This is a genomic window from Enterococcus silesiacus (assembly GCF_001886225.1).
Taxonomy (GTDB): domain Bacteria; phylum Bacillota; class Bacilli; order Lactobacillales; family Enterococcaceae; genus Enterococcus_L; species Enterococcus_L silesiacus.
On the sequence record NZ_JXLC01000030.1, the window covers coordinates 26,920 to 53,901 of the forward strand.

25 protein-coding genes are annotated in these 26,982 nt (G+C 38.3%); 5 read left to right on the forward strand and 20 right to left on the reverse strand.

Annotated features, from left to right (window positions below; translation table 11 throughout):
* Complete coding sequence (locus tag RV15_RS16110) at positions 1–468, reverse strand: 2-thiouracil desulfurase family protein (RefSeq protein ID WP_071879030.1); 468 nt, start codon at positions 466–468, stop codon at positions 1–3.
* Between the two features lie 145 nt (positions 469–613).
* Between RV15_RS16110 and RV15_RS16115 the strand changes: the two genes are divergently transcribed.
* Entirely contained in the window at positions 614–1,327 is a 714-nt protein-coding gene (locus RV15_RS16115) for a response regulator transcription factor (protein WP_071879031.1), read from the forward strand.
* Positions 1,324–3,081, forward strand: coding sequence for a sensor histidine kinase (locus RV15_RS16120; protein WP_071879032.1), 1,758 nt, complete (start codon positions 1,324–1,326; stop codon positions 3,079–3,081). Before RV15_RS16115 ends, RV15_RS16120 begins: the two co-directional genes overlap by 4 nt.
* Positions 3,082–3,143: 62 nt before the next feature.
* On the opposite strand, the gene RV15_RS16125 is transcribed toward RV15_RS16120, so the two are convergent.
* Together RV15_RS16125 and RV15_RS16130 are read right to left on the reverse strand one after the other, a co-directional pair.
* Complete coding sequence (locus RV15_RS16125; protein WP_071879033.1) at positions 3,144–4,052, reverse strand: phosphate ABC transporter substrate-binding protein PstS family protein; 909 nt, start codon at positions 4,050–4,052, stop codon at positions 3,144–3,146.
* Positions 4,053–4,188: 136 nt separating this feature from the next.
* Positions 4,189–5,358: a pyridoxal phosphate-dependent aminotransferase gene (locus RV15_RS16130; protein ID WP_071879034.1), complete on the reverse strand. Its 1,170-nt coding sequence runs from the start codon at positions 5,356–5,358 to the stop codon at positions 4,189–4,191.
* Positions 5,359–5,553: 195 nt separating this feature from the next.
* On the opposite strand from RV15_RS16130, the gene hisC reads away from it, so the two are divergent.
* Positions 5,554–6,612 carry a histidinol-phosphate transaminase gene (hisC, locus tag RV15_RS16135; RefSeq protein ID WP_071879035.1) on the forward strand — a complete coding sequence of 353 codons (1,059 nt, stop codon included), beginning with the start codon at positions 5,554–5,556 and terminating at the stop codon, positions 6,610–6,612.
* Positions 6,613–6,705: 93 nt separating this feature from the next.
* Here the strand turns inward: hisC and RV15_RS16140 are convergent, their stop codons facing one another.
* The 17 genes from RV15_RS16140 to RV15_RS16220 form a co-directional block, all read right to left on the reverse strand.
* Positions 6,706–7,596: a LysR family transcriptional regulator gene (locus RV15_RS16140; protein WP_071879036.1), complete on the reverse strand. Its 891-nt coding sequence runs from the start codon at positions 7,594–7,596 to the stop codon at positions 6,706–6,708.
* Between the two features lie 14 nt (positions 7,597–7,610).
* On the reverse strand, positions 7,611–8,312 hold the full coding sequence (locus RV15_RS16145) for a carbonic anhydrase (RefSeq protein WP_071879037.1): 702 nt from the start codon (positions 8,310–8,312) through the stop codon (positions 7,611–7,613).
* 185 nt (positions 8,313–8,497) lie between these two features.
* Positions 8,498–9,133, reverse strand: a complete 636-nt coding sequence (pyrE, locus tag RV15_RS16150) for an orotate phosphoribosyltransferase (protein WP_071879038.1) — start codon at positions 9,131–9,133, stop codon at positions 8,498–8,500.
* On the reverse strand, positions 9,130–9,849 hold the full coding sequence (pyrF, locus tag RV15_RS16155; protein ID WP_071879039.1) for an orotidine-5'-phosphate decarboxylase: 720 nt from the start codon (positions 9,847–9,849) through the stop codon (positions 9,130–9,132). Before pyrF ends, pyrE begins: the two co-directional genes overlap by 4 nt.
* Positions 9,846–10,775: a dihydroorotate dehydrogenase gene (locus tag RV15_RS16160; protein WP_071879040.1), complete on the reverse strand. Its 930-nt coding sequence runs from the start codon at positions 10,773–10,775 to the stop codon at positions 9,846–9,848. Before RV15_RS16160 ends, pyrF begins: the two co-directional genes overlap by 4 nt.
* Positions 10,772–11,554 (reverse strand): dihydroorotate dehydrogenase electron transfer subunit, encoded by a 783-nt coding sequence (locus tag RV15_RS16165; protein WP_071879041.1) that lies wholly within the window; start codon positions 11,552–11,554, stop codon positions 10,772–10,774. The genes RV15_RS16160 and RV15_RS16165 overlap by 4 nt, the downstream gene beginning before the upstream one ends.
* 95 nt (positions 11,555–11,649) lie before the next feature.
* Complete coding sequence (gene carB / locus RV15_RS16170; protein ID WP_071879042.1) at positions 11,650–14,829, reverse strand: carbamoyl-phosphate synthase large subunit; 3,180 nt, start codon at positions 14,827–14,829, stop codon at positions 11,650–11,652.
* Entirely contained in the window at positions 14,829–15,908 is a 1,080-nt protein-coding gene (locus RV15_RS16175) for a carbamoyl phosphate synthase small subunit (protein ID WP_071879043.1), read from the reverse strand. The genes carB and RV15_RS16175 overlap by 1 nt, the downstream gene beginning before the upstream one ends.
* 2 nt (positions 15,909–15,910) lie before the next feature.
* Positions 15,911–17,194 carry a dihydroorotase gene (locus RV15_RS16180; protein WP_071879044.1) on the reverse strand — a complete coding sequence of 428 codons (1,284 nt, stop codon included), beginning with the start codon at positions 17,192–17,194 and terminating at the stop codon, positions 15,911–15,913.
* A gap of 9 nt (positions 17,195–17,203) precedes the next feature.
* A complete protein-coding gene (locus RV15_RS16185) occupies positions 17,204–18,130 on the reverse strand; it encodes an aspartate carbamoyltransferase catalytic subunit (RefSeq protein WP_071879045.1) in 927 nt (308 codons plus the stop codon).
* Positions 18,131–18,366: 236 nt separating this feature from the next.
* Entirely contained in the window at positions 18,367–19,653 is a 1,287-nt protein-coding gene (locus RV15_RS16190; protein ID WP_071879046.1) for a solute carrier family 23 protein, read from the reverse strand.
* 33 nt (positions 19,654–19,686) lie between these two features.
* Entirely contained in the window at positions 19,687–20,244 is a 558-nt protein-coding gene (gene pyrR, locus RV15_RS16195) for a bifunctional pyr operon transcriptional regulator/uracil phosphoribosyltransferase PyrR (protein WP_071879047.1), read from the reverse strand.
* Positions 20,245–20,667: 423 nt separating this feature from the next.
* Positions 20,668–21,573 (reverse strand): RluA family pseudouridine synthase, encoded by a 906-nt coding sequence (locus tag RV15_RS16200; RefSeq protein WP_071879048.1) that lies wholly within the window; start codon positions 21,571–21,573, stop codon positions 20,668–20,670.
* Positions 21,560–22,036 (reverse strand): signal peptidase II, encoded by a 477-nt coding sequence (gene lspA, locus RV15_RS16205; RefSeq protein ID WP_071879049.1) that lies wholly within the window; start codon positions 22,034–22,036, stop codon positions 21,560–21,562. The genes RV15_RS16200 and lspA overlap by 14 nt, the downstream gene beginning before the upstream one ends.
* Before the next feature lie 6 nt (positions 22,037–22,042).
* A complete protein-coding gene (locus tag RV15_RS16210; RefSeq protein ID WP_071879050.1) occupies positions 22,043–22,744 on the reverse strand; it encodes a CBS domain-containing protein in 702 nt (233 codons plus the stop codon).
* Positions 22,744–23,127: a hypothetical protein gene (locus RV15_RS16215; protein WP_071879051.1), complete on the reverse strand. Its 384-nt coding sequence runs from the start codon at positions 23,125–23,127 to the stop codon at positions 22,744–22,746. Before RV15_RS16215 ends, RV15_RS16210 begins: the two co-directional genes overlap by 1 nt.
* 139 nt (positions 23,128–23,266) lie before the next feature.
* Entirely contained in the window at positions 23,267–24,937 is a 1,671-nt protein-coding gene (locus RV15_RS16220; protein ID WP_071879052.1) for a formate--tetrahydrofolate ligase, read from the reverse strand.
* Positions 24,938–25,120: 183 nt separating this feature from the next.
* On the opposite strand from RV15_RS16220, the gene RV15_RS16225 reads away from it, so the two are divergent.
* Both RV15_RS16225 and RV15_RS16230 read left to right on the forward strand, forming a co-directional pair.
* Positions 25,121–25,321, forward strand: a complete 201-nt coding sequence (locus RV15_RS16225) for a cold-shock protein (protein WP_025869040.1) — start codon at positions 25,121–25,123, stop codon at positions 25,319–25,321.
* A gap of 257 nt (positions 25,322–25,578) precedes the next feature.
* On the forward strand, positions 25,579–26,793 hold the full coding sequence (locus RV15_RS16230) for an IS110 family RNA-guided transposase (protein WP_071879053.1): 1,215 nt from the start codon (positions 25,579–25,581) through the stop codon (positions 26,791–26,793).
* Positions 26,794–26,982: the final 189 nt, after the last annotated feature.

Consider the following 26,982-nt stretch of genomic DNA (forward strand, 5'->3'; position numbering starts at 1 on the left):
TTATTCCTCACGATCAATCACAGATTGCCAATCATTTTCTGAAATCACTTCAAGTCCTTGGGAGACAAAATAAGCCGTAGCAACACCTATCCCATCACGATGATTTCCTGAAAAGGTACCATCATAAATACTCTTACTGCCACAGGACGGACTGTTTTCTTTTAAAATAATTGTTGTGATATTGTATTCAACCAGTTTTTGATAGGCAATGATCGCTCCTTGTTTGAATGATTGGGTCATATCTTCCCCTGTTTTAGTGAGGACTACGGCTTTATCATTCCAGACATCAAACCCATCTCCCCCTTTGATTTCAGCAGGTTCTCTAGGAATTGGTAAACCACCTAGAACTTCAGGACAGACGCTGATTGCTTGACCGTTCGCTATTAATTGTTTTAAGGCAGTGATTTCTTTTGCTTGTCCATCATAGCGGCAGCAAACCCCACCAAGACATGCACTGATTCCTATCATTTGCTTCCCTCATTTCAATCTTTATTATTATACCATTTCTTTGGCTTTGAAAGTAGTTTTAGAAACATTCCATAAAGTTTTTGATACCTGTGAATCTGTGCTAAAATAACCTTGTGTTTATTTCGTATTTAAAGGAGCTAAATAGATGAAGAAAGTACTAGTCGTTGATGACGAACCGTCAATTGTCACGCTATTGACATTTAACTTAGAAAAAGACGGCTATGAAGTAATGACAGCTGTTGATGGAGCAGTCGGTTATGAGTTGGCTTTGTCTAACCAATTTGATTTTATTATTTTAGATGTTATGCTGCCGAATATGGATGGCTTAGAAATCACGAAATCACTGCGCAGAGAAAAAATCGATACACCCATTTTGATTTTGACTGCTAAAGATGATCAAGTTGATAAAATCATTGGACTAGAAATCGGTGCGGATGACTATCTAACCAAACCATTTAGTCCCAGAGAAGTTTTAGCCCGAATGAAGGCTATTTTCCGAAGATTAAAACCTGTTTCAAATAAATCTGAAGAAATGACGGAAGCCACTAAAGCACCACTGGTCTTAGGTGAAATCAGTGTAGACGAACAAAATTACGAAGTGACAGTCCGAGGTCAAAAAATCGAGCTGACGCCAAAGGAATTTGAATTACTTGTCTACTTTATCAAACGGAAAGATCGTGTGATCGATCGTGATACTTTGCTAGACCGAATTTGGAATTATGATTTTGCAGGTCAAAGCCGCATTGTTGATGTGCATGTCAGTCATTTAAGAGATAAAATAGAAATCGATCCAAAGCGTCCGGCTTACTTGACCACAGTTAGAGGATTTGGCTATCGTTTTCAGGAGCCTAAAAAATGAAAAAACGGCAACGTTTTGAATATTGGATCGTCGGAATCGTGATGTTTGGCCTGTTTGTCGGCAGTATTTTTTTAACAAATTATTTTTTCAAAAAAGAATTATTATCACAGCAAGAAGAGTACTTACAAAAAAAGGGAACCTTGATTCTCGATCAGCTCTCACCCGACTTGTTTTTAACGCAACACTTTTCAGAGCAAGAAAAAAAGCTCATTGAGCATTATTCAACAGACAAAAATGAGCGGTTGACGTTAATGAACGGGAAAGGAACGATTTTCTATGATAGTATCGATCCAACACTGCATGACTCAAGAAATAACAGACCTGAAATAAAAGCGATTCTTTCAGGGGCTGATTTTGGTTCTGCTTTGAGAAAAAGTACGACTTTAAAAGAAGAATTGCTCTATTTAGCTTTGCCAGTTGATAAAGACGGACAACTGGTCGGTATCTTACGCATGTCAGAAGAAACAACACAGTTTTCCAATAGTATCCAATCATTCAAACGATATATTTTATTCACTCTCGGGCTGTTATTTTTGATTATTACAGCATTTGTTTTTCTACTGCTGCATCAAAAAAACGAACCGCTCGTGACTGTCCTACCCGTATTAAAAAAAATCGTGAAATATCCGGATGAAGCCCGCTCGATCATTCAAGATTCTCCTGAATGGAACGAACTGTATCAAACAGTCAATCTTTTGAGCCAGCAAATGAGTCAAACGTATTTAGCTTATACCTCCACTGAAGAGCAATTTCATGCTTTATTGGATGAATTGATGATCGGTGTGTTTATTATTGATGTGGACGGCAAATTGCAACTGATCAATCCTAAAATGGTGGATATTTTAATGATCGCTGAAAAGGATGCTGGTAAAGAGTATTTTGAGGTGATTAATGAACCCGCTCTGATCCATTTGATTCATCAAGTCATCACTGAAAAAAGTTCGATACATCAAGAAATCAAGTTGACTGATTCATTGAATGAAACTATTTTAGATATGTCTTTAAGATTTATAGAAGAAGATGGCAATGACTATCAAGTTCTTGGAATCGCTTATGACTTGACTCGTGTCAGACAGTTGGAAAAAATGCAAAAAGATTTTGTTAGTAACGTTTCGCATGAATTAAAAACACCTGTTACCTCTCTGTTAGGCTTTACGGAAACTTTATTAGATGGAGCGAAAGATGACCCTGAAACACTATCGCAATTTCTAGAAATCATGCAAAAAGATGCGTTGCGTCTGCAACAACTGATTCAAGAAATTTTGCAGCTTTCTCGGGATGGCAAAAATATCTCTTATGATGATCAAGAAGTTGTTTTACTTCCTTTTACACAAGAGCTGCTACGCTCGTATCGCAAGACAATCAAAGAAAAACAGCTCACGATCAAAATTCTTGGCGATGAAACAACAACTTATACGACCAAATATGAACTGTTCTATCCAATCGTTAAAAATTTGATTGAAAATGCGATTCAATATTCTAAATCAGATGGAATAATTACAATCGATTTTGGTTATGCTGAGACCTTCTTTTTTGAAGTGAAAGATTTAGGCATCGGTATTAGCTTAGAAGACCAGGAACGGATTTTTGAACGCTTCTATCGGGTTGATAAAGCGCGTAGTCGTCATTCTGGTGGGACTGGTTTGGGCTTATCGATCGTACACAATTATACGGAATTATTAGGTGGAACGGTAACGATCGATAGTCATTTAGGTCTCGGATCAACTTTTACAGTGAAGCTACCAAAAAATTAGTAAACAAAAAAAGGCTGACGTTATTTACGTTTAGCCTCTTTTTGACTCTTTAGGGGAAGAATTTATTTTTTAGTGATTGTTCCAGAAACGTCTCTTTCAACTTTCATCGCGGTCATTGGTAAGTAACCCAACTCTTTCACAACGCCTTCTTGTACATCATCTGTCAGCATAAAATCTAAAAACGCTTTAACATCATCATCCGGTTGTCCTTTGGTATACATGTGTTCGTAAGACCAAATTTTCCAAGAATTATCTGCAACATTTTCCTCAGTTGGTTTTACATCATCAATGCTTAAGGCTACTGTTGAATCATCCATATATGAAAAAGCAAGATAACTGATTGCTCCAGGTGTTTGTGCAACGATTTGGCGCACTGTTCCTGAAGAGTCCTGCTCCTGTGATTGGATAGCTGTTGCCCCATCTAGACCCCATTTTTCGAAGGTTGCTCGTGTACCACTTCCGCTAGGACGATTGATCACAGCAATCTCTTGATCTTTACCACCTAAGTCTTGCCAATTTTTGGTCTTTCCAGTAAAAATGTCGATCAATTCTTGTTTGGTAATATTTTTCACACCGATGTCTTTGTTGACAACAGGCCCCATACCAACTACTGCCACACGATGGTCAACCAGTTTCGCCGCATCGACACCTGATTTTTCTTCGGCAAAAACATCAGAATTACCAATTGTTACAGCGCCATCGGAGACTTGAGAAAGTCCTGTTCCGCTGCCGCCACCTTGTACTGAAATCGTATAATTTGGATGATCCGCTGTAAATTGATCTTTCGCTGCATCCACTAATGGCTGTACTGCCGTTGAGCCTACCGCTACGATTTTAACAGGTTGAGTGCTATTGGCACCACTATCTTTTGATTTATTACTACTATCACTAGTCGCGGCTCCTTGATTGCCGCATCCTGCGACTAAAAGTCCTACACTTAATACAATTGCTGATAATAAACGTTTCTTCATCTTTACACGTCCTTTTCAATTAGTTACAAGATCAGTTTAACAGCGGTGTGTTAATTCTGTTTCAACGTTCTGTAAATAATGAGTAAAGGAATGTAAAGGTTATGTTGAGAAAGAAAACAGTCAAACGACTGCTCGTTTAACTGTTTTCTTTGATATAATAACCGATTCGTTTCATCGCTTCTTTTAAAGTAGCTAAATCTGCCGCATAGCTGATACGGACATATCCTTCCGCTTCTTTCCCGAATGCCACTCCTGGAATAATTGCAACTGCTTGTTCATGCGCAAGCGCCACACAAAACTTCATTGAATCTTGTTCATAACCTTTAGGAATTTTAGCAAAAATATAAAATGCGCCATTCGGTCGAGCGACTTCAAAGCCAAAAGAAGTCATTTGTTCATAAACAAAATCTCGGCGCTCACGATATTCTTCTTTCATCACAGCCGCATCGTTCATCCCCTCAACTAATGCCCTAACGGCAGCTTTTTGAGAAATGGTGGACGCTGCTGTCACTAAATATTGATGTACTTTGATTATTTCAGCAATCAATTTTTCAGGACCAAAGATAAATCCAATCCGCCAACCAGTCATCGCGTGTGATTTTGATAAACCATTGATCAAAATCGTTTGTTCTGGAATAAACTCCGCAATTGATACGTGCTGATCTTCATAGGTCAATTCACTGTATATCTCATCACTGATTACGAAAATCGGATAATTTTTCAGTACAGCTGCAATTGCTTTCACTTCTTCACGATTATACGTCACCCCAGTTGGATTACTTGGATAATTTAGAATGATTGCTTTAACTTGATCACCATGCTCCAACATTGCCGCTTCAATCATCGCAGGGGTCAAAACAAAATGGTTTGAAGTAGTGTCAATATAAATAGGTTCTGCTTGAGCTAACGTTATTACCGGTTCGTACCCCGGGTATATTGGTGCCGGCATCAAGACTTTATCACCTGGTTCCAAAATAGCTAATAAACTTGCTGAAATTGCCTCGGTTGCACCTACTGTTACTAAGACTTCAGAAGCTGGTTGATAGCTAACACCATATTTTTCTTTCATAAAAAATGTGGCTGCTTCGCGAACATCAGTCAAACCTGACATACCAGAATAATGTGAAAAATTAGCTTTAATTGCATCATGAGCAGCTGTTTTTACATGTTCCGGGGTGTTAAAATCTGGCTCTCCTAACGTTAATTTTATGATTCCTTCGATATCTGTTACTTGCTCGTCGAATTGGCGAATCATCGAAACAGCGATTTTATCTACTCGTTTGTTAAATCTTTTTGTTAAATCCATCAAACCATCCCCTCTTATCTAATCGAATCATTGTGTTCCAATGTTATTTTTCTTAATGGAATTATAATAGCATAATTCCGCTTAAAATGAAATTTGTATTTCAATTCCCTGTTTTTTCTTTCTAAATTCACATTTTACTCTTGCGAAAGCCTCTCCTCTTCTTTATAGTTAAGTGAAATGAAGGGAGAGAGCCAGATGAAAGGTATTCGAAAGATTACACCTTATGTTCCGGGAGAACAGCCAAATTATTCGGATATGATCAAGTTAAATACTAATGAAAATCCCTATCCACCGTCCCAAAAAGTCGCCGAGGTATTAAGAAATTTCGATGTTGGGCAATTAAAACGTTACAGCTCCATTGATACCCTCTCTTTAAAAAAAGCTTTAGGAGTGAAGCACAACTTATCTCCTGATCATTTCTTAATCGGTAACGGTTCAGATGAAGTCTTAGCTTTTTGTTTCCTCGCTTTTTTCAATAGTCCTGATCCAATTTTATTTCCAGATATTACGTATGGATTTTATAAAGTTTGGGCTGATTTATTTCAAATTCCATTTAAAGAGATACCGTTAAACAATCAGTTCGAACTAGTTGAAGAAGACTACAAACAGCTAAACGGCGGTATAATCATAGCTAATCCCAATGCACCTACAGGTTTATTCAAACCTCTTGCAGAAATCGAACGTATACTAAAAGAAAATCAAGAAGTTATTGTAATCATCGATGAAGCTTATATTGATTTTGCCGATCAATCTGCTGTCACACTTTTAGATAGTTACCCAAACCTGATCATTATACGAACATTTTCAAAATCAAATTCTTTAGCAGGTTTAAGAGTTGGTTATGCCATTGGCAATCCACCCTATATTCAAATTGCAGCAAGTATTAAGTCATCCTTCAATCCCTATTCTGTTGATAGGTTGGCTGAAAAATTAGCGACTGCTGCCGTTGAAGATGAAGAGTATTACGTAGGAATCACTAGAAAAATTTGTGAAACAAGAGAATGGTTTGCAAAAAAAATTGAGAACTCAGGTTTTTCTTCATTGTTTTCAAAAACAAATTTTGTATTGATGACCCATCCAGATTTAAAAATCAAAAAGCTGTATGATTATTTAGAAACACAGAATGTCTTTGTCCGTTATTTTCCAGAAATCCAACGTTTGAACAATTACTTACGCATTTCGATCGGGACACAAGAAGAAATGGAACAGGTGTATCAATTGCTAAGTAGCTATTTAGACAGGAATAAAGCGTAATTGAAATAACTCCAAGAAACCGGATATCTTGGAGTTATTATTTTAATTAAACATAGTCAAACTTATTTCATTCTTAGTTATATTACTGTTCCTTTAAAACAACTGTTTCAGTTCTTTTATGAAAAATTGGCCAATCATACTGATCGTCTTATTTTTTTGATAGAGGACACAGATTTTATTATTCGTACTATCTGCCAATGGAACCAAACGAATTTCTTTTTTAGTAAAACCTGTCACAACACCTGAGCCTGAAGCATAGGCATCTGTCTCTACCAGTAAATTCATCAAAGTTCCTCGATCATTTGTATAGATCACTGTTTCTTGTTCTTGATTTTCAATCAGATCTTCTGAAAAATAGGCAAAGTTACTCCCTTCTTGGGTAAACCGAACTTGAGGATAACAACAGAGCTGTTCTAATTCAATTTCCTTTTGCTTAGCTAAAGGATGATTTTTACCAAGAAAGATATGTGTTTTGAAGCTTCCAATAACTTCGTAGGTTAAGTTCGCTTGCTCTAAATAGCGTTCGATTCCAGATTGATTCTGACTATTTAAATAGATAATACCTAGTTCGCTATGATAACTTTTCACATCTTCAATCACTTTTAGTGTGGTTGTTTCAAATACGCGAAAATTTTTATATTGGTCTTTGAATTGCTGAATCACTTTTCCTATGACCTCACCCAAGAAATCATAATGTTGAGAAGAAATCGAAAAACGCTCACTTTTCGTCACTTCTTGATAACGATTTTCAATCATTTCCATTTGGGTCAATATTTTTTCTGCGTGCTCTAAAAAGGTCAATCCTTCTTCTGTCAGAGAAGCACCTTTATTCGTACGTATAAATAACGTTACCCCAATTTCCTCTTCTAATTCACGAATCCCATTAGAAAGACTTGGTTGGGTGATAAAAAGTTTCTTCGCTGCTTCCCGAAAACTACCATTGTTCGCAACAGCTACCACATATTTCATCTGTTGAATATTCATCGATATCCTCCGTTTTATTCAGAAAAATAAATTTTACGCCCATTTAATGCTTGGACAGGACGATTATTGAATGACAACATCCCTTCGTCGATTCGTTCGAAGAAGTCACGGTCCATTTGTTGAATAGAATCAAATACAAACCAATGAACAGGTCCTTTTGTCGGCGGCGTAGTGAGTGAGCCCAAATAATGAAAATGTGATTTTTGCTCAGGTAAAAAAATCGAAGGATTAAACCATTGCTGATGGGTTTCTGCGTTCCATTCAAGGGTAGTCTGATTTTTTGAAAATTTATTTTCCTGTGCTGTAATCGTAAACAGGCACCCAACAACCAAATTATCACCAGAATTATTCATATGAACAAGATGAAATTCCAAAGGTGAATGTTCTCCATCAAACGTATGCTCGCTTGGTGTATGAAAGTGAATATCAGTCAAATAATACTTTTCATCTTCAAAAACGATATAGCTTTCCGTATTCGGTGGAACAAAGTGAAACGTATTTTTAAATTCTTTTTCTGTAAATTCTTCCGTTTTATAACAAAAATCAATTGCTCTATTCGTGGCATCGCCATTGATTAAATTTTTTGATAGATTGACGGGTGATTGGTACGGGTACTTAGCTCCAAGTGAAAACCAGTCACAAAGTGTATGCCAATGTTCTGGTCCACGCTCTCCTTCGTATCCCCATTCCACGTCCATATTTCGAATATTTTTCATCAAACCCCACCTTCTGATTTTATCGTTTGAATAACTGTATACTAATTATTATTAACAGTCAATTTTCAATAACTGCTTTGTTCTTTTTTACTTCAAATTATAACATATCTGAATAAATCGAGCGATCAAGAAAAAAGCATAACTTTTGAATCAACGATCAAAAATTATACTTTTTATAGTACGTACTATTTATTTAACCAATTTTCAGGATCTTGTTTCCACTCTTTTAATAGTGCGACATCTTTCTCTTCAATATAGTTCGATTCTAACGCTGCATCGATCAATGTTGAATAGTTCGTCAAGGTAATCAAATCCATCTTGTGCTCTTCAAATTGGGCTTTCCCTTTTGGCAATTCATAAGTAAAGATCGCTGCCACACCAAGAACATCAGCACCCTCACGTTGTGCTGCAGCAGAGGCTTCTAATACACTGCCTCCAGTCGAAATCAAGTCTTCGATCACAACCATTTTTTGGCCTTTAAAAATACGCCCTTCAATTTGATTACCTTTCCCATGTTCTTTCGCTTTACTGCGAATATAAACCATTGGTAAATCTAAAATATCTGCTACCCAAGCGGCATGAGGAATCCCAGCTGTTGCTGTTCCTGCAATGACTTGCACATCTGGATAAGTGGCTTTGATTTTCTCTGCTAAACCTTTAGCAATGTCTTTACGTACAACCGGGTAACTCATGGTAATTCGGTTATCACAATAAATTGGACTCTTGATGCCGCTCGCCCATGTAAATGGTTCATTTGGGCTTAAAAAGACGGCTTCGATTTCCAATAAATCTTTGGCAATTTTTTTTGCTGATTCTGTCATTTGTTTGCTCCATTCCACTCATTTTTTATTTGTCGGTATGCTTTATAAGGTTCCTTAGCTTGTGTGATTGGTCGGCCAACTACAATATATGTTGAACCGATTTTTCTAGCATCAGTTGGCGTCACAACACGTTGTTGATCCCCAACTTCACTGCCACTTTGACGGATTCCTGGAGTTAAACACACAAATGCATCACTTGTCGCCTTGTGAATGTCAGAGGCTTCTAATGCAGAACAAACGACACCGTCCAGCCCTGCTTTTTCGGTACATTTCGCATAGTGGATCACGCTTTCCTTTAAAGGCACCTCAATCAATTGATCTTGTTGCATCTCTTTTTCACTTGTTGACGTAAGTTGGGTCACAGCAATTAAAATAGGTGTTTTGGCTCCAGTTTGTGTTCCTTTTGCTAGACCTTTCTTTGCCGCTTGCATCATCGTGATGCCGCCAGCCGCATGGACATTCGTGATATCGACACCAAGTTTAGCCAGACCGATCATTGATTTTTCAACTGTATTTGGAATATCATGTAATTTTAGATCAAGAAAAACAGCATGACCTAATCCTTTCAACCAACGGACGATCTCTGGTCCTTCTTGATAAAACAGTTCCATTCCTACTTTAACAAATAAGGATTCTTCTTTAGGGAATTTAGCTAAAAAATCTTCTACTTCTATTTTTGAAGGAAAATCTAAAGCGATGATTGGTCGTTGACTCATAGATTTTTTTCCTCCCGAACGTCTTTGATTAGTTGTTCCAGTGATTCGATGCCCAGTTCTGCCATTCTTTTAGGTAACTCATCAATTAATTTAGGGCAAATATACGGATCTGTAAAATTAGCCGTTCCAACAGCCACCGCACTCGCTCCAGCCATAAACATCTCTAAAACATCATCTACTGTTTGAACACCACCCATACCGATAATCGGCAAGTTAGAAATGTGAGAAACCTGATGAATCAAGCGAATGGCAACTGGCTTGATTGCAGGACCTGACAAGCCACCTGTTTGATTAGCTAAAATCGGACGACGAGTTTTTAAATCAATTCGCATCCCTAACAATGTGTTGATCATCGAAAAACCATCTGCGCCACCTGCTTCAATTGCTTGAGCAACTGGCACGATGTCCGTCACATTTGGAGAGAGTTTCACATAAATTGGCACTTTTGCCACTTTTTTCACTGCTTGCGTTAATTGAAAAGCCACATCTGGATCTGTTCCAAAAGCAATACCACCATGTTTTACATTTGGACACGAAATATTTAGCTCGATTGCCTTAACATTCGGGGCATCCCCAATTTTACTGCAGACTTCAACATAATCTTCTTCACAGGCTCCGGCAACATTAGCAATAATCGGTACATCGTATGCTTCTAAAGCAGGGAGTTTTGTATTCATGACTACATCCAAACCTGGATTTTGTAAGCCAATCGCATTTAGCATGCCACTCGGTGTTTCTGCCACTCTTGGTGTTGCGTTACCAAAACGTGCTTGCGGCGTCGTTGCTTTGATCATGATCGAACCAAGTTTTCCTAGATCATAATATTTAGCATATTCCTCACCAAACCCAAAACAACCACTAGCAGGCATAATCGGATTTTTTAATTCTAAACCAGGTATACTGATTGCTAACGGATTTTTCATCATAATACCACCTCGCTGGCTCTAAAAATCGGCCCTTCATCACATACTTTGACACTTTTTGTGCCAGTTTCGTCATCTGGCACATGACACACGCAAGCGTAGCACGCGCCCATGCCGCAGGCCATTCGTTGCTCTAGAGAAAGAAAAACATTGGGGTTGTCAGAAAATACTTGTGCGACCATTTTTAACATTCCATTGGCTCCACAAGCATATACTGCATCAGGCTGCTCTTTTTGAACCGCATCCAATAAAAGATTACCAACATTTCCTTCAACGCCAAATGAACCATCGTCAGTCGCAAAACGCGTATCCCCTAAAGCGATAAATTCATCTTGAAAATAGACGACTTCTTTAGAAGCATAGCCAAGAAAATGAACAACTTCGATTCCTTTTTGCTTTAATTGCTTGGACAGCTCGTACATTGGCGGAATCCCAATCCCACCACCAATCACATAGGCTTTTTGTCCAGCAGTCAAACAATCAACGTCAAAACCATTGCCTAATGGCCCCATAACATCTAATGTATCACCTGTTGAAAGTTCGGCAAAAACTTTGGTTCCATCACCTTCTGTTCGATAAATGATCGTACAGGTCTTTGCTTCTTTATTTATTTGATTAATACTGATTGGTCTTCTTAAAAGCATATCTGCCCTAGGAACTTTTATATGGATAAACTGACCAGGTTTTTCCATTTCATTGACTAAATCACCTGTCAAAGTCATTTGGAATATTCTAGGCGCTAATTGTTGTTGAGAGATGATCGTCATTATTTCCTGTTTCATTCATTCCACTCCTTTACAACATGTGGTTGAGAAAAAAGCCTCTATCTTCTCTTACGTCCCAAAAGGTCTGCTTTTTTCTCACTGTTTATTTAAATTTAGATAGACTCAGTTGAAAATGCTCGTGATTCAAGTACTTTCAGGATCGCTTCAGCTGTGTCTAATGAAGTAAACAATGGAACGCCATGTTCTACAGCTTCACGACGAATCATAAATCCATCTTGATTTAGATCTGAACGATTTTTATCCATTGTATTCACAACAACTTGAGCTTCACCGTGGCGAATCAGGTCTAGAACCGTTTCCCCGCCTTGATTTATTTTAAGAACGGTTTTCACTGACAATCCATTTTGTGCTAGGAAATCTGCTGTACCTTTTGTTGCAACCAAGCTATAACCGATTTTGTTGAAGCGTTTTGCTAAAGTTAGCGCTTCTTCCTTCGTTTCATCAGCTATAGTGAACAAGACTGCGCCGAAACTTGGCACGTGTAATCCTGAAGCTTCGAAAGCTTTATATAATGCTTTTTCTAGACTATAGTCAGAACCCATTACTTCACCTGTTGATTTCATTTCAGGACCTAAGTATGTGTCGACTTTTTGGAGTTTAGTGAATGAGAAGACTGGCGCCTTGATGTGTACTTGTTTGCTTTCAGGATATAGCCCATCTTGATAGCCTAAATCTGTCAGTTTTTTACCAAGAATGGCTTTTGTTGCTATTTGAGCCATTGGAATTCCTGTGATTTTACTTAAAAATGGCACTGTTCGACTTGCTCGAGGATTGACCTCGATCACATAAACTTTTTCCTCGTGAATAACAAATTGAATATTCATCATACCGATACAATTTAAACCAATTGCCAGTTTTCTTGTATAATCAGCAATCGTTTGTTGAATCTCTTTCGCTAAAGTTTGTGGTGGATAAACGGCCATTGAATCTCCTGAATGGACTCCTGCACGTTCAATATGTTCCATAATACCTGGAATCAAGACTGTCTGACCATCACAAATTGCATCAACTTCACATTCCTTACCTAATAAGTAGCTATCAACTAATACTGGATGTTCAGGTGAAGCTTTTACGGCGTTACGCATATAATCTTCTAGGTCTTTTTGATTCTCAACAATTTCCATTGCTCGTCCGCCAAGGACATAGCTAGGACGAACTAAGACAGGATAACCGATTTTATTGGCTACTGCCACCGCTTCTTTGGCGCTCGTTGCAGTATCTCCTGGCGGCTGAGGAATATCTAGTGCCTGCAATGCTTGCTCAAATAAATCACGATTTTCAGCTCGATCTAAATCTTCAATCGATGTCCCTAAAATTTTCACACCCTGTTTCACTAATGGCTCAGCTAAATTAATGGCCGTTTGACCACCAAATTGAACGATCACTCCAGTTGGTTGTTCTAATTCGATCACATTCATCACGTCTTCTAATGTTAATGGTTCAAAATAAAGTTTATCTGAAATCGAGAAGTCTGTTGACACTGTTTCAGGATTACTATTCATAATGATTGCTTCATAGCCTGCTTCTTGGATTGCTTTTACTGAGTGAACTGTTGCATAGTCAAATTCCACACCTTGCCCAATTCTGATTGGTCCTGAACCCAGAACTAGTACAGATGGTTTCTCCGAGCGAATACTTTCGTTTTCATATTCATAAGTGCTGTAAAAATACGGTGTTTGAGATTCAAACTCTGCAGCACAGGTATCAACCATTTTATAAACAGGAAGAATTTTTTGTTCGTGACGATAGTCTGCAACGGCTTGCTCGTTCAACTGCCATAGTTCAGCAATTTTTCTATCGGTAAACCCGTTTTGTTTGGCTTCTTTTAAAAGTTCGACATCTTTGATGTTATTTGCTAATGCGGTTTCCAACTCAAAAATGTGAAGTAGTTTATCTAGGAAGAATAAATCAATTTTGGTAAGCATGGCTAAATCTTCGATTGTGAAACCTCGACGAATCGCTTCTGATAGATAAAATAATCGATCATCTTGAGCTTTCACGATTTTTTCAGTCAATAACTCATCACTGACCTCTTGTATTTCTTTCAGTTCATTGTGATAGGCACCGATTTCAAGAGAACGCACTGCTTTTAATAGCGACTCCTCAATGTTACGACCGATTGCCATGACCTCGCCAGTGGCTTTCATTTGAGTCCCTAAACGGCGTTCACCTTTTTCAAACTTATCAAATGGCCAGCGCGGGATTTTTGCAACAACATAATCCAATGCTGGCTCAAACTCTGCATAAGTCGTTTCTGTGACTGGATTTTTCATTTCATCAAGCGTTAGACCTACAGCAATTTTTGCAGCCAATTTAGCGATTGGATAGCCTGTTGCTTTACTCGCTAATGCTGAGGAGCGGGAAACACGTGGATTGACTTCAATCACGTAATAATTGAAACTATGCGGATCTAAAGCTAATTGAACATTACAGCCGCCCTCTATTTTTAACGCTCTAATGATTTTTAAAGAAGCATCGCGAAGCATTTGATATTCATGATCAGATAGCGTTTGACTTGGTGCAAATACTATCGAGTCACCTGTATGAATTCCAACTGGATCGAAATTTTCCATGTTACAAACAACGATTGCATTATCAGCAGAATCACGCATCACTTCATATTCGATTTCTTTAAATCCGGCGATACTTTTTTCAATCAAGCACTGAGTAGCAGGAGATAATTTCAGACCGTTTTCAGCGATGATTCGCAGTTCTTCTTCATTATCGCACATGCCACCGCCTGTACCACCTAAGGTAAATGCAGGACGTACAATGATTGGATAACCAATTGTATTGGCAAACGCTACGGCTTGCTCAACAGTATTGACGATTTCACTTTCAGGAATTGGCTGATCTAAGTCCTCCATTAATTTCTTGAATAAGTCACGATCCTCTGCTTGATCGATCGCGTCTAATTTTGTTCCTAACAATTCCACTTTCAACTCATCTAAAATACCAGAAGCTGCTAATTCCATTGCCATATTCAGTCCTGTTTGGCCACCTAATGTCGGCAATAATGCATCTGGACGTTCTTTTCGTAAAATACGAGAAACAAATTCTAGCGTGATGGGTTCAATATACACTTGATCTGCAATTTCTTTATCTGTCATTATCGTTGCTGGATTTGAGTTGACCAAAACAACTTCATATCCTTCTTCTCTTAAAGCAAGACAAGCCTGTGTACCGGCATAGTCAAATTCTGCGGCTTGTCCAATAATGATTGGACCTGAACCGATAACCATGATTTTTTTGATATCTGTTCTTTTTGGCATTAGTCTTGCTCCTTCCATGCATCCATTAATTCCATAAATTCATCAAACAAATGAAGTCCATCGTGCGGACCTGGCGCCGCATCAGGATGATATTGCACTGTAAAAGCTGGGTATTGACGATGTCTTACGCCTTCAACAGAACCATCATTTACTTCCACGTGGGTCACTAATAACTTTTCAGGATCGACCGTTGTTTCATCGACAGCATAGCCATGATTTTGTGAAGTAAAATCGATTCTTCCTGTTGCAATTTCTCTAACAGGATGATTTAATCCCCGATGACCAAACTTCATTTTGTAGGTATCTGCTCCATTCGCTAAAGCAAATAGTTGATGCCCAAGACAAATTCCGAAAATTGGTACTTTTCCTTGAATAGCTTGAATCATTTCAATTGCTTCTGGCACATCTTTAGGATCTCCTGGTCCATTTGTTAACATCACGCCATCTGGCGAAAGCTCTAAAATCATTTCAGCCGTTGTGTTGTATGGTAAAACAGTCAAGTTACAATGACGTTTTGATAACTCCCTTAAAATACTATGCTTCAAACCGAAATCAACCACAACTACATTACGGCCGATGCCTGGACTTGGGTATGGTTTTGTTGTTGATACTTGAGCTACTTGATTTTTAGGCAAAACCGTTGCTTTTAGCTGATCAAATTCATGAGTTAAATCATCATCTGCATCAACAAAAGCAGCTTTCATTGTTCCAACGGAGCGCAGTTTTCTTGTTAGCGCACGCGTGTCAATTCCTGAAATGCCTGGAATTCCTTTTCTTTTCAAGAATTCATCCAATGTCATTTGAGCACGCCAGTTTGAAGCAAGTCGGGCATGTTCTTTGACAACTACACCTTTACACGTTGGGGAGATTGACTCATAATCATCGCGATTGACACCATAATTACCAACCATTGGATAGGTAAATGTAATAATTTGACCATTGAAACTTTGATCAGTGATTGTTTCTTGATAGCCTGTCATGCTAGTTGTAAAGACAACTTCTCCAACAACATTAACATCTGCCCCAAGCGCTTTTCCTTCAAAAACGGTTCCGTCTTCTAGTATCAATAGTCGCTTCAAAATTATGCATCTCCCTTAGACCAAGCTGATTGCCCATCAACAAACGTCATTAATGTATTTCCCTTAACTTTCCAGCCAACAAATGGGGTGTTGACGCCCATTGATTCAAAGTCTTTGTCATTAATGGCCTCTTCCAACTCTAAATCAAAAACTGCGATGTCTGCTTGAGCACCGATTGTCAGTGTCCCAGCATCTAAACCAAAAATCTCAGCAGGTTTTGTTGCCATCCAATTGATTACTTGCTCTAATGTAAATTTTCCTGTTTCAACAAAGTGTGTATAAATCAATTGGAATGCCGTCTCGCTTCCTACAATTCCGAATGGTGCTTTTAAGAAAGTTTGATTTTTTTCTTCTAAGTCATGAGGCGCGTGATCTGTTGCGATACAATCAATCGTGCCATCCATTAGCCCTTCGATCAAGGCATCACGATCAGATACTGCTCTAAGTGGCGGATTCATTTTCCAAAAACCATTATCTTCTGGGATATCTTCATCGATCAAAATCAAGTGATGCGGCGCAACTTCGGCTGTCACATGAATTCCAGCACGTTTTGCATCACGAATCACACGGACACTTTCTTTTGTTGAAACGTGGCAGACATGGTAATGTACGCCTGTTTCACCGGCTAAAACAACATCTCGAGCGATTTGTGAAGCTTCCGTAGAACTTAAAATTCCTGGTAAGCCTAATTTTTCCGAAATCTCTCCTTCATGCATCACTCCGCCAAAAAGGAGTGACTCATCTTCTGTATGAGCCACGATCGCCATGCCATTTGCTGCAGCTTCTTTCATGGCAAGATACATTGTACCTGCAGTTTGTACACCTACACCATCATTTGTAAATGCAAAAGCGCCAACTTCTTTTAAGGCTTTTTGATCGGTTAATGTTTCACTTCGTAGTTCTTCTGTGATTGGCGCATATTGTAGCACTTTTACCACAGCGTTTTTTTCAATGATTTCATAAACCTCTTTTAATTTTTCTGCAGTATCAGGTACAGGATTTAGGTTAGGCATCGCGCAAACAGTTGTATATCCGCCTCTTGCAGCTGATTTACTCCCCGTTTCGATCGTTTCTTTATAAGTAAAGCCCGGTTCTCTTAGATGAACATGCACGTCAACTAATCCTGGCGCTATCAGTTGTCCTTTAGCATCATAGACTTTTTCAAAGGTACTTTCTTCAAAAAATTCTCCGATTGCTCTGATCTTGCCATCTTCAATCCAAATTTCTGCTGGTATCAATTGATTGTCTTTTTTTATGATTTTGCCATTTTTGATAAGTGTTTTCATGTTGTTCACCTATGCCTTTCCATGTAATACTGCTTCTAAAATTGCCATTCTCATATACACGCCGTTACTCATCTGTTGGATAATTCTGGATTGAATTCCTTCAACTAAAGAATCTGCCAGTTCAACATCACGATTGACAGGCGCTGGATGCATAATGACCGCATGCTTTTGAAGTCGTTTGGCTCGCTCAACAGTTAAACCGTATTGCTGATGGTACTCTTCTTTTGAAAACATTTCAGATCCATCATGACGTTCATGCTGCACTCTAAGCAGCATCATCACATCGACTGTTTCAACTACTTCATCTAAAGGCATATAATGTCCATACGCTTCAAATTGCTTGTCGTACCACTCTTCTGGTCCTGAGAAAAAGATCGTCGCACCTAGCCTTTTTAGCATCTGCATGTTTGATTTGGCGACTCTAGAATGCGTAATATCACCAACGATCGCAATTTTTAATCCCTCAAAGTGTTTAAATTCTTCATAGATTGTCATCAAATCTAGTAGACATTGGGTGGGATGTTGACCACTACCATCTCCACCGTTAATGATTGAACATTGAATCGTTTTACTTTGGATCAGTTCATCATAATAATTTTCTTCTCCATGCCGAATGACGGCCACATCAACTCCGATTGCTGACATTGTCAGCACTGTATCATAAAGCGTCTCACCTTTTTTTACCGAGCTCATACTCTCTTCAAACTCGATCACTTCGATCCCTAATTTTTTTTCGGCAACATCAAAGCTCTTATGCGTTCGCGTACTGTTTTCAAAGAACAAGTTTGTTGCAAAGTATTGTTTCTTCTCAGGCTGCCAGGTCGCTCCTTGTTTAAACTCTTGCGCACGATGGATCAAACCCATAACTTCTTGATCGCTTAATGCTTCGACAGTTAAAAGATGTTTTAAACTGATACGTTCAGATGTGATGATCATTCGTTTTCCTCCTTATATATAGGTAACAACGTTCCGCTTCGCTTCACCTTGTACTTTTCAACATCAGTTCATTTTATTCACTGTGTTTCAAAGCAAATACTGAGCAGGCTCGTTCAACTCCGACTGAAAAATAGGAAAATCAGAAGGTGGCGCATTTCGCCACAATCGGATTTTATCTTTTTTTCGAGGAGTTAGCCTGCGAAGCTAGATAACAATAGTAACAACGTTCCGCTTCGCTAGTTAGACTTTTCTTCACTACGTGCAGTTTCAGGTAAAATCAGGTTTAGAATAATTCCTAAGACTGTGGCTAATGCCATTGATGATAATTCAAAGGTATCTAATTTAAAGACTAAACCGCCAATTCCGATAACTAGGATCACAGAGGCAATCAGTAAATTCTTTTTCTTATCAAAGTTGATTTGATTGTCAATCAGGATTTTCAACCCGCTGGCTGCAATTACCCCGAATAAGACGAAGCTGATACCTGAGATAACTGGACCAGGGATACTTAAAATGATGGCACTTAATTTCCCAACAAAACCAAGTCCAACAGCGAAGACTGCTGCTCCTGCAATAACGAAGACACTGTGTACTCGTGTAATTGCTAGAACACCGATATTTTCACCATAACTTGTAACAGGAGGTCCACCGACTAAGCCAGCTACGATTTGCGCAGCACCGTCACCCATCAATGTTTTTGATAAACCTGGGTCTTGGAAGAAGTTTCGCTTCGTTAATTTATTTAAAACCATCAAGTGTCCGATATGCTCAGTCATTGTTACAAATGCGATTGGTGCCATTGTTGTGATAGCATTTAAATGTAGCTTTGGTTGGTATTGAACAAAAGGTATTTCAAAGTTTGGCATAGCAAACCAAGCCGCATTTTTGATTGGTTCGATGTCTACGATGCCAAATAACAACGCAACGAGATACCCACTGACGATTCCCAGTAAAATTGGAATCAAGCCGAGAAATCCTTTGAAAAACATGTTATAAAAGATTGTTAATCCAAGTGTAATTAAAGCAACTGCGATGAATTTAAAGTCATACTCTCCGTTGTTGAACATAGCATTATTAGCAGCATTGGAAGCAAGCCCTAATCCAATAACCATGACTACCGGTCCTACTACGATTGGTGGTAAGATTTTATCTAACCAAGCTGAACCGATTTTACTTATGATGATCGACACGATCACGTAAACCAAACCTGTTGTGATTGCACCTTGAGCGATTGCCGGATAGCCATCACTTTTCATCAACATCTGCATCGCTGCGATAAATGCGAAGCTACTTCCAAGATAAGCTGGAATTTTTCCTTTCGTTACGAATAAGTAGACGATCGTTCCAAGCCCCGAACTGACTAAGGCAATTCCTGGATCGATTCCTACTAAAATTGGCACTAAAACTGTGGCACCGAACATTGTAAATAAATGCTGTAAACTTAAACCGATCCAATGTGCTGTCTTTGGTCTATCGTGAATATCTAGCACTGCTTCTTCATTGCGAAATTCTTTTTCTGTCATCTCAACCTACCCTATCTTTGCTATTGTATTTGACTACTCTTCTGTACTTGCGATCAAAATCCGATCTGCGCCATCTTTTTCTTCCACTTCAACAATGATTTCTTCTGCCATTGAAGTCGGAATATTTTTCCCAACATAATCCGCTCTAATCGGAAGTTCTCTATGTCCTCTATCCACCAAGACTGCTAATGAAATTTTTCTAGGTCGACCAAGATCCATTACGGCATCCATTGCTGCTCGGATCGTTCGTCCTGTAAAAAGAACGTCATCGATCAAAATCACTTCTTTGCCTTCTAATGAAACGGGGATATCAGACGAGTGTAGTTCTGGTTCTTCTAATGAACGTTCTTTCATTGATTGTCCGTCCATATCGTCGCGGTACAACGTAATATCCAACTCACCTACTGGGACTTCAATATTTTCCAGTTGTTTTAAACGTTCAGCGATTCGCTGAGCGATGTAGATTCCACGGGTTTTGATCCCTACCAAAACGATATCTTGGATTCCTTTATTTCTTTCAATGATTTCATACGTAATTCTTGTTAATGCGCGTTTCATTGTGACTGCATCAACGACTTCTTTTCTTTGCATTTTTATCTCCTCCTGAAAATGTAATTTTTGCTAAAGCCTTATGAACAACCTTTTTCAGTTTCAAGGCGTTACATTTGTTCTTTTTCATGTATACCTGTTTTTCCTAATTATAAGTAGTTGAGCCTTTTTTGGGGCCACTAGTAAGATTGCTTCTCTCACTTCGTTGGCCAAGTATTTTTCATTATCTGCTCGGTCAGCTTCTTAGCCAGTCACAATGATGAAAAACAAAAATCCTCCTACCCGTGTTCGGATAGGAGGATTGAATTTATCTATACAAAGATACCATTCAGTTCACACAGATTTTTTCTAAGCGCACCTAGATAGTATTCTGCATGTTTCCTTCTTAGCCTCACAGGACTACTCTTAAAGGATTGCTTATTTAATTTTCTTTCTAAAACAGTGTACCTTTTCTGATAGAATAAATCAATCATTATTTCTTAATTGCTCTAAAGTTTTTTCAAAAAGATCTGGTAAAGGGGCTTCAAAAACCATCATTTGGCCAGTTGTAGGATGTTTAAAGCCCAGTACTTCAGCATGTAAAAATTGACCATTGCCTTTTAATGTTTTTCTTGGTCCATACAGTGGATCGCCTGCAACTGGAAATCCAATATATTTCATGTGAACACGAATTTGGTGAGTACGTCCTGTTTCTAACTGCAGCTGAACAAGCGTATAACCTTCAAATCGTTCTAACACTTCAAAGTGAGTCACTGCTGGCTTGCCACCTTCGATTACAGCTTGCATTTTCCGATCATTTTTTGAACGACCGATCGGTGCATTGATTTCACCTTTATCATGAGAGATTTCGCCATGGACTAAAGCAACATACTTTCTAAGTGAGGTTTTATCTTTCAATTGTTCAGCTAAAGCAATATGTGCTTTATCATTTTTAGCGACCATCAATAAGCCTGATGTGTCTTTATCAATACGATGCACAATGCCTGGACGAATGATGCCATTAATCGAGGATAAGTCCTTTATATGATATAACAGCGCATTAACTAGCGTTCCATGCTGATGTCCTGCAGATGGATGAACTACCATACCTTGAGGTTTATTGACAACTAAAACATCGTCATCTTCATACACGATTTCAATTGGAATATCTTCTGCCAGAACATCAAGTTCTTCTGGTTCAGGTACATTGATACTTATTTCATCATTTTCTTTGACTTTATAATTTGGGCGGGTAATTTCACCGTTGACTGTAATATTTTGATCTTTTAACCATTGTTGAATTTGTGAACGGGAATGATTTTTCAATAAATCGCTTAAAACTTTATCAATCCGGCCCTTTTCTTGTTTTATTTTTACATTAATTTGCTCCATTTTTTCCATCCTTCGCTGCTTTTTCGTCTAAAATTAAATAAATAAAGATACATATCACACCAATAACTAGCACAGAGTCCGCGACGTTGAATATAGGAAAGCTAATAAATTCTGTTTGGAACATATCAACAACATAACCTAGACGAATACGATCGATAAAATTTCCGACTGCTCCAGCTAAGACTAAGCTCAAACCAACTGTAAACCACTTACTTCCATTGATATTTTTAACTAAAATATACAACACTACAGCAACTACGATCACTGTGACGATATAAAAGAACCACATTTTTCCTTCTAAAAGACTCCAAGCGGCCCCAGTGTTACGAAGATTCGTAAATGACATAAATCCAGGTATAAACTCCTTTGTTTCTCCTAATTGAATATTGGTCACCGTTAAATATTTGACCCACTGATCTAAACCGACCAGAACTGCACTGATAATTAGATAAACTGCTAGCAACGGCTTTCATTCCTTCTCTAAATTATTATATAAATCTCTTGGACGGATAATGCCCAGTAAACTGCCATTTGGATTCCCATCTTTTGTGATCAGGATTGCCTCTAGTCTGACTTGGGTCACAAACATCTCTTCAACTTGAAACACAGTCGTCTCTTTACTGACAAATTGATAGTTACTCTGCTTATAATTACTCAACAAAAGTTCAGAAGCTTTTCTTCCTTCTAATTGAATGTCTCCTTTTGAACTTTCGACCGCTAACCAAATTCCTAAGCCGCGAACAGTAATCAAGCCTTTAAAAATGCCATCATCATAAATTGGAAATTGTGAATACTGCTTACGAGCAACAATCGATAAGATTTCTTTGATTGAAATATTTATATCAAATCCTGTCACTTTCTTCGCAAAACGCGGGAGAACTTTTTCTGGACTGATCAATGCTTGTTCGATTTCCAACATTCGGGTGACTGCCCACGCGTTGGGTTCTGCTATCACAAAATCGGTTGAAATCCGTTCATGAACAATCGCATTTCTTAATTGAGCCATTTGCAGTAGGTCATCTTGAAAAAGCGAGATTTGGCTGTCTTTTTTTCTAGATAGTCGGCGAACCATTTCACTAAAACCCATATTCGTTGGGTTATTTAATTGTTCACGAAACCATTTCTCAATACGATTGAAACTGCTTAAAAATTCTTCCGCTCTTTCACCCATCACATTTTCTCCTTAATGACATACGCTTTGTTTAACATAGAAAACACAAAAATAAAATAAATAACGAGTAACAACATAATTCCAACAATATTCAAATGCAATACAGGAATTAAAAACATTCCAACAAAGAGTATAACATAAACTAAGATCAATGTTGGATTCATTGTTATTTCTAAATCAAGCGTGTGTCCCTGATCGTTCACCACAAAAGGTGCACTCTTTAAGAAGAAAAACTTCACTTGTATTGTACACTTTGATTCCTTTATTTCGACTTGTTTCGTTTCATTTTGGTTCAAATAAAACCATTTTTCCTCATTTTTTCTGACCTCGATCGGACTACCCATTCCATAAAATCCGGTATTTCTAGTACAACGAATATTCATGCTGATCCCTCCTCGAGCTTTAGTTTAAAGTATATAACAAAAACTACCAGACTGGAAGAAAGAAGTTGACTGGAATAAAAATAAGTGACATAAAAAAACAAACAGCGATTAAAAATAGCCGTTTGTTTTTTATTATAGATTAAAATAACCCGATTGCGTTACCATCTTTATCAACATCCATATTCAGTGCAGCAGGTTTCTTGGGCAAACCTGGCATCGTCATGACATCTCCTGTCAGCGCTACGATAAAACCTGCACCAATTTTAGGTACCAACTCACGAATCGTGATCGTAAATCCTACTGGGCGTCCTAGTTTTTGCGGATCATCCGATAGAGAGTATTGGGTTTTCGCCATACACACAGGTAGGCGATCCCAGCCATATTTTTCAAAAGTGGCAAGTTGATTTCGTGCTTTTTTGGAGAATACTACATGATTTCCGCCATATATTTTCGTCACGATCGTTTTAATTTTATCTTCTAAATTCATACCATTTTGATAAATCGTTTTAAAATCAGCAGTCTGCTCTTCTATCACTTGAGTAACACGTTTTGCTAATGCTACGCCACCTTGCGCACCTTTTTCCCAAACACTCGTCAATTCAACTGGCACGTCTATTGATTGGCATAATTCACGTAAGGCAACAATTTCGTTTTCACTATCATTGATAAACTCGTTTATAGCAACTACGACTGGCAATCCGTAACTTTTTATGTTCTCAATATGCTTTTGTAAATTTGAAAACCCTTTGGCCATAGCCGAAACATCTTCTGTATTTAACTCTTTTTTATCCACCCCACCATGCATTTTTAGCGCACGAATCGTCGCGACGATTACAACTGCATCTGGTGCTTTTTTTAAGTTAGGTACTTTAATATCTAAGAATTTCTCTCCACCTAAATCAGCACCAAAACCAGCTTCAGTCACAACATAATCCCCAAGTTTCAATGCCGTTTTCGTTGCTATTATACTATTGCAGCCATGAGCAATATTTGCAAATGGTCCGCCATGAATAAATGCTGCCGTGCCATATATAGTTTGGACTAGGTTAGGTTTGATCGCCTCTTTCAATAGCAAGGTCAACGCTCCTTGAACGCCTAAGTCGCTAACAGACACAGGTTCACGATCAAACGTATAGCCGATAACGATATTTCCCAGTCTAAACTTCAAATCTTCTAAATCTGCTGCTAAGCATAATATCGCCATAATCTCACTAGCAACGGTAATATCAAAGCCATCTTCACGTGGCATCCCTTGAGTTGGACCGCCTAAGCCTACATTGACATGACGCAACGCGCGATCATTTAAATCTACAACCCTTTTCCAAATAATTCTTCTCACATCAATGCCCAGTTCATTTCCTTGTTGAATGTGGTTATCCAACAGTGCTGAAAGTGCATTGTTGGCAGTTGTAATGGCATGCATATCCCCTGTAAAATGCAAGTTAATCTCTTCCATTGGTAATAATTGAGCGTATCCTCCACCTGTCGCTCCGCCTTTGATGCCCATAACAGGTCCTAATGAAGGCTCCCGTAATGCAATCACAGTCTTCTTACCGATCAAATTCAGCGCATCACCTAACCCGATTGTGACAGTTGATTTTCCTTCGCCTGCTGGTGTGGGATTGATAGATGTGACTAAAATCAGTTTTCCTTCTTGATTTTTTGACAAGCGCTGGATCGTCGAAAAATCGATTTTGGCTTTGTATTTTCCAAATAATTCTAGATCATTGTTTGTTAAATCAATGCTTTGCGCTACCTTTTTGATAGGTAATAAGTCAATCGCTTGAGAAATTTCTATATCTGTCTTCATAAAACACCCTCTTTTCCCGAACTATAATTATATATAATTCGAATTCGTTCAGCTATTTCTTATTATACCGTTAAGTACTACTCATTTCCATCAGAATAATAGCTTTTTTACAAAAGATTGACGAGCTCCTTTTTTCACTTTATAATGATGCTAGACTTTAGAAAATAAAGGAGCGTGATTTGAATGGAAAAAGGGTTCGTCAAGTGGTTCGATAATAGAAAAGGTTACGGCTTTATTGGTTACAATGAAGACGAGGAGATCTTTGTTCATTTCACAGCAATCGAAGAAGATGGCTTTAAGTCATTAGAAGAAAATCAAGCCGTAGAATTTGAAGTAATGGAAGGTACACGTGGTTTACAAGCCGCTCATGTGAAAAAAATATAGAAAACATACAAGATTAGAGGGTAAACTTATCGACGGATGAGTTTACCCTCTATTTGCCTATTTTTAGGTTTATAGTAAGGAGTGAAAGGAAGATCGACCATAACCTCTTGGACTTCGAGTCCCTACAAAAAAACGGTCTCCTTCACTGTCATTTTAAACTCTGGTTTAAGTATGTTGGGCTTCGAGCTCGTGTAAAGGAAATTAGGAACGAAATGAAACAGTGAAGAACCTTTCAAAAAAAGAAAGAAGATGAAAACATGGCTTATGTACTTGCATTGGATGTTTCTATGGGCAAAAGTTATAAAGTGCTTTATAAAGAGGAGCTTTGTCTCTCCCAAGGAGAGATTACTCATACCAGATCTGGTTTTGACTACTTGCTTCAAGAAATTCAACAGTTACCCGAAACACCCAGTATCGTCTTTGAATCAACAGGCGTTTACTCAAGAGTAATTGAAACTTTTTGTCAAAATAATCACTTACCCTATTGTCTATTGAATCCCTTAGAGGCAAAAAAACAGCTTGATAGTGGGTTGCGTGTTCTTAAAACAGATAAGCAAGACGCTCATCGTCTTGCACAAACTCACGGTCAATATGAACGGAAGATCAAACAACACCAACCAGTTATTTATGAAGAATCCCATGATTTAGCTCGCTTTTATCAAGAGGTAGAAACAGAAATCAAGCGACTAAGAATGTACTTACACACAGCTCTTCAGCTTACTTTTCCAGAACTAGAAATCCTTTTTTCGAGCCGCTTATCAAAACTATCTCTAAATCTTATTGAACTGTTTCCTCATCCAGAATACTTAGCTGGATTGAGTCAAACGCAGGTGAAAAATATCTTGAAAAAGAGCACAGACAAACGACTCTCTGATAAAAAAGTGTTAGAAAAAGCGCAACAGCTCCTTTCATTGGCTTCTAATTCCTATCCAACGACCACAAAAACGAGTATTCAAGTGCAGAAGGTTCAGTATTATGCCCATCAGTTAAAAGAGCTTATCCAATCAAAGGAAACATTGTCTAAGCAGCTTATTGAACAAACCAAACCATTATCTGAGTTCGAACTTTATCAAAGTGTTCCAGGCATCGGTGAAGTATCTGCCGCTTTACTTATTGGTGAAATTGGAGATATTCGCCGATTTGAAGCCCATAAGAAAGTCAATGCTTTTGTTGGGATAGATACCCGTAGGTATCAATCAGGGAAATACCTTGCCCAAGACCATATCAATAAACGTGGAAACCCGAAAGCTCGGAAAATTCTTTATTTCACTGTAAAAAATATGATCCGCCAACAAGCTGCCGCTTCGAATCATATTGTAGATTACTATTACAAATTAAAAACGCAACCTCTACCCAAAAAGGATAAGGTTGCGACCGTAGCCTGTATGAACAAACTACTGAAGTGTCTCTATTCCATGATTAAGAACGAGACAAAGTACGACTATGCGTACACGGCCTCTAAGGACCAATAAGGCAAAGCCTTATAAAATAGAGTATAACACCCTGATTGAAAAAAATACAGACTCGTCAGGGTTATTTATTACGGAGTTTAGTCTAAAATACTTCCTTCGTTTACAAACGTTTAAACGATTTTTCCTTATTTCCTTATTTTCTACTTGACTAATCGTAGGAAGAGGTTGGGACAGAAGCGTCTAATCCCG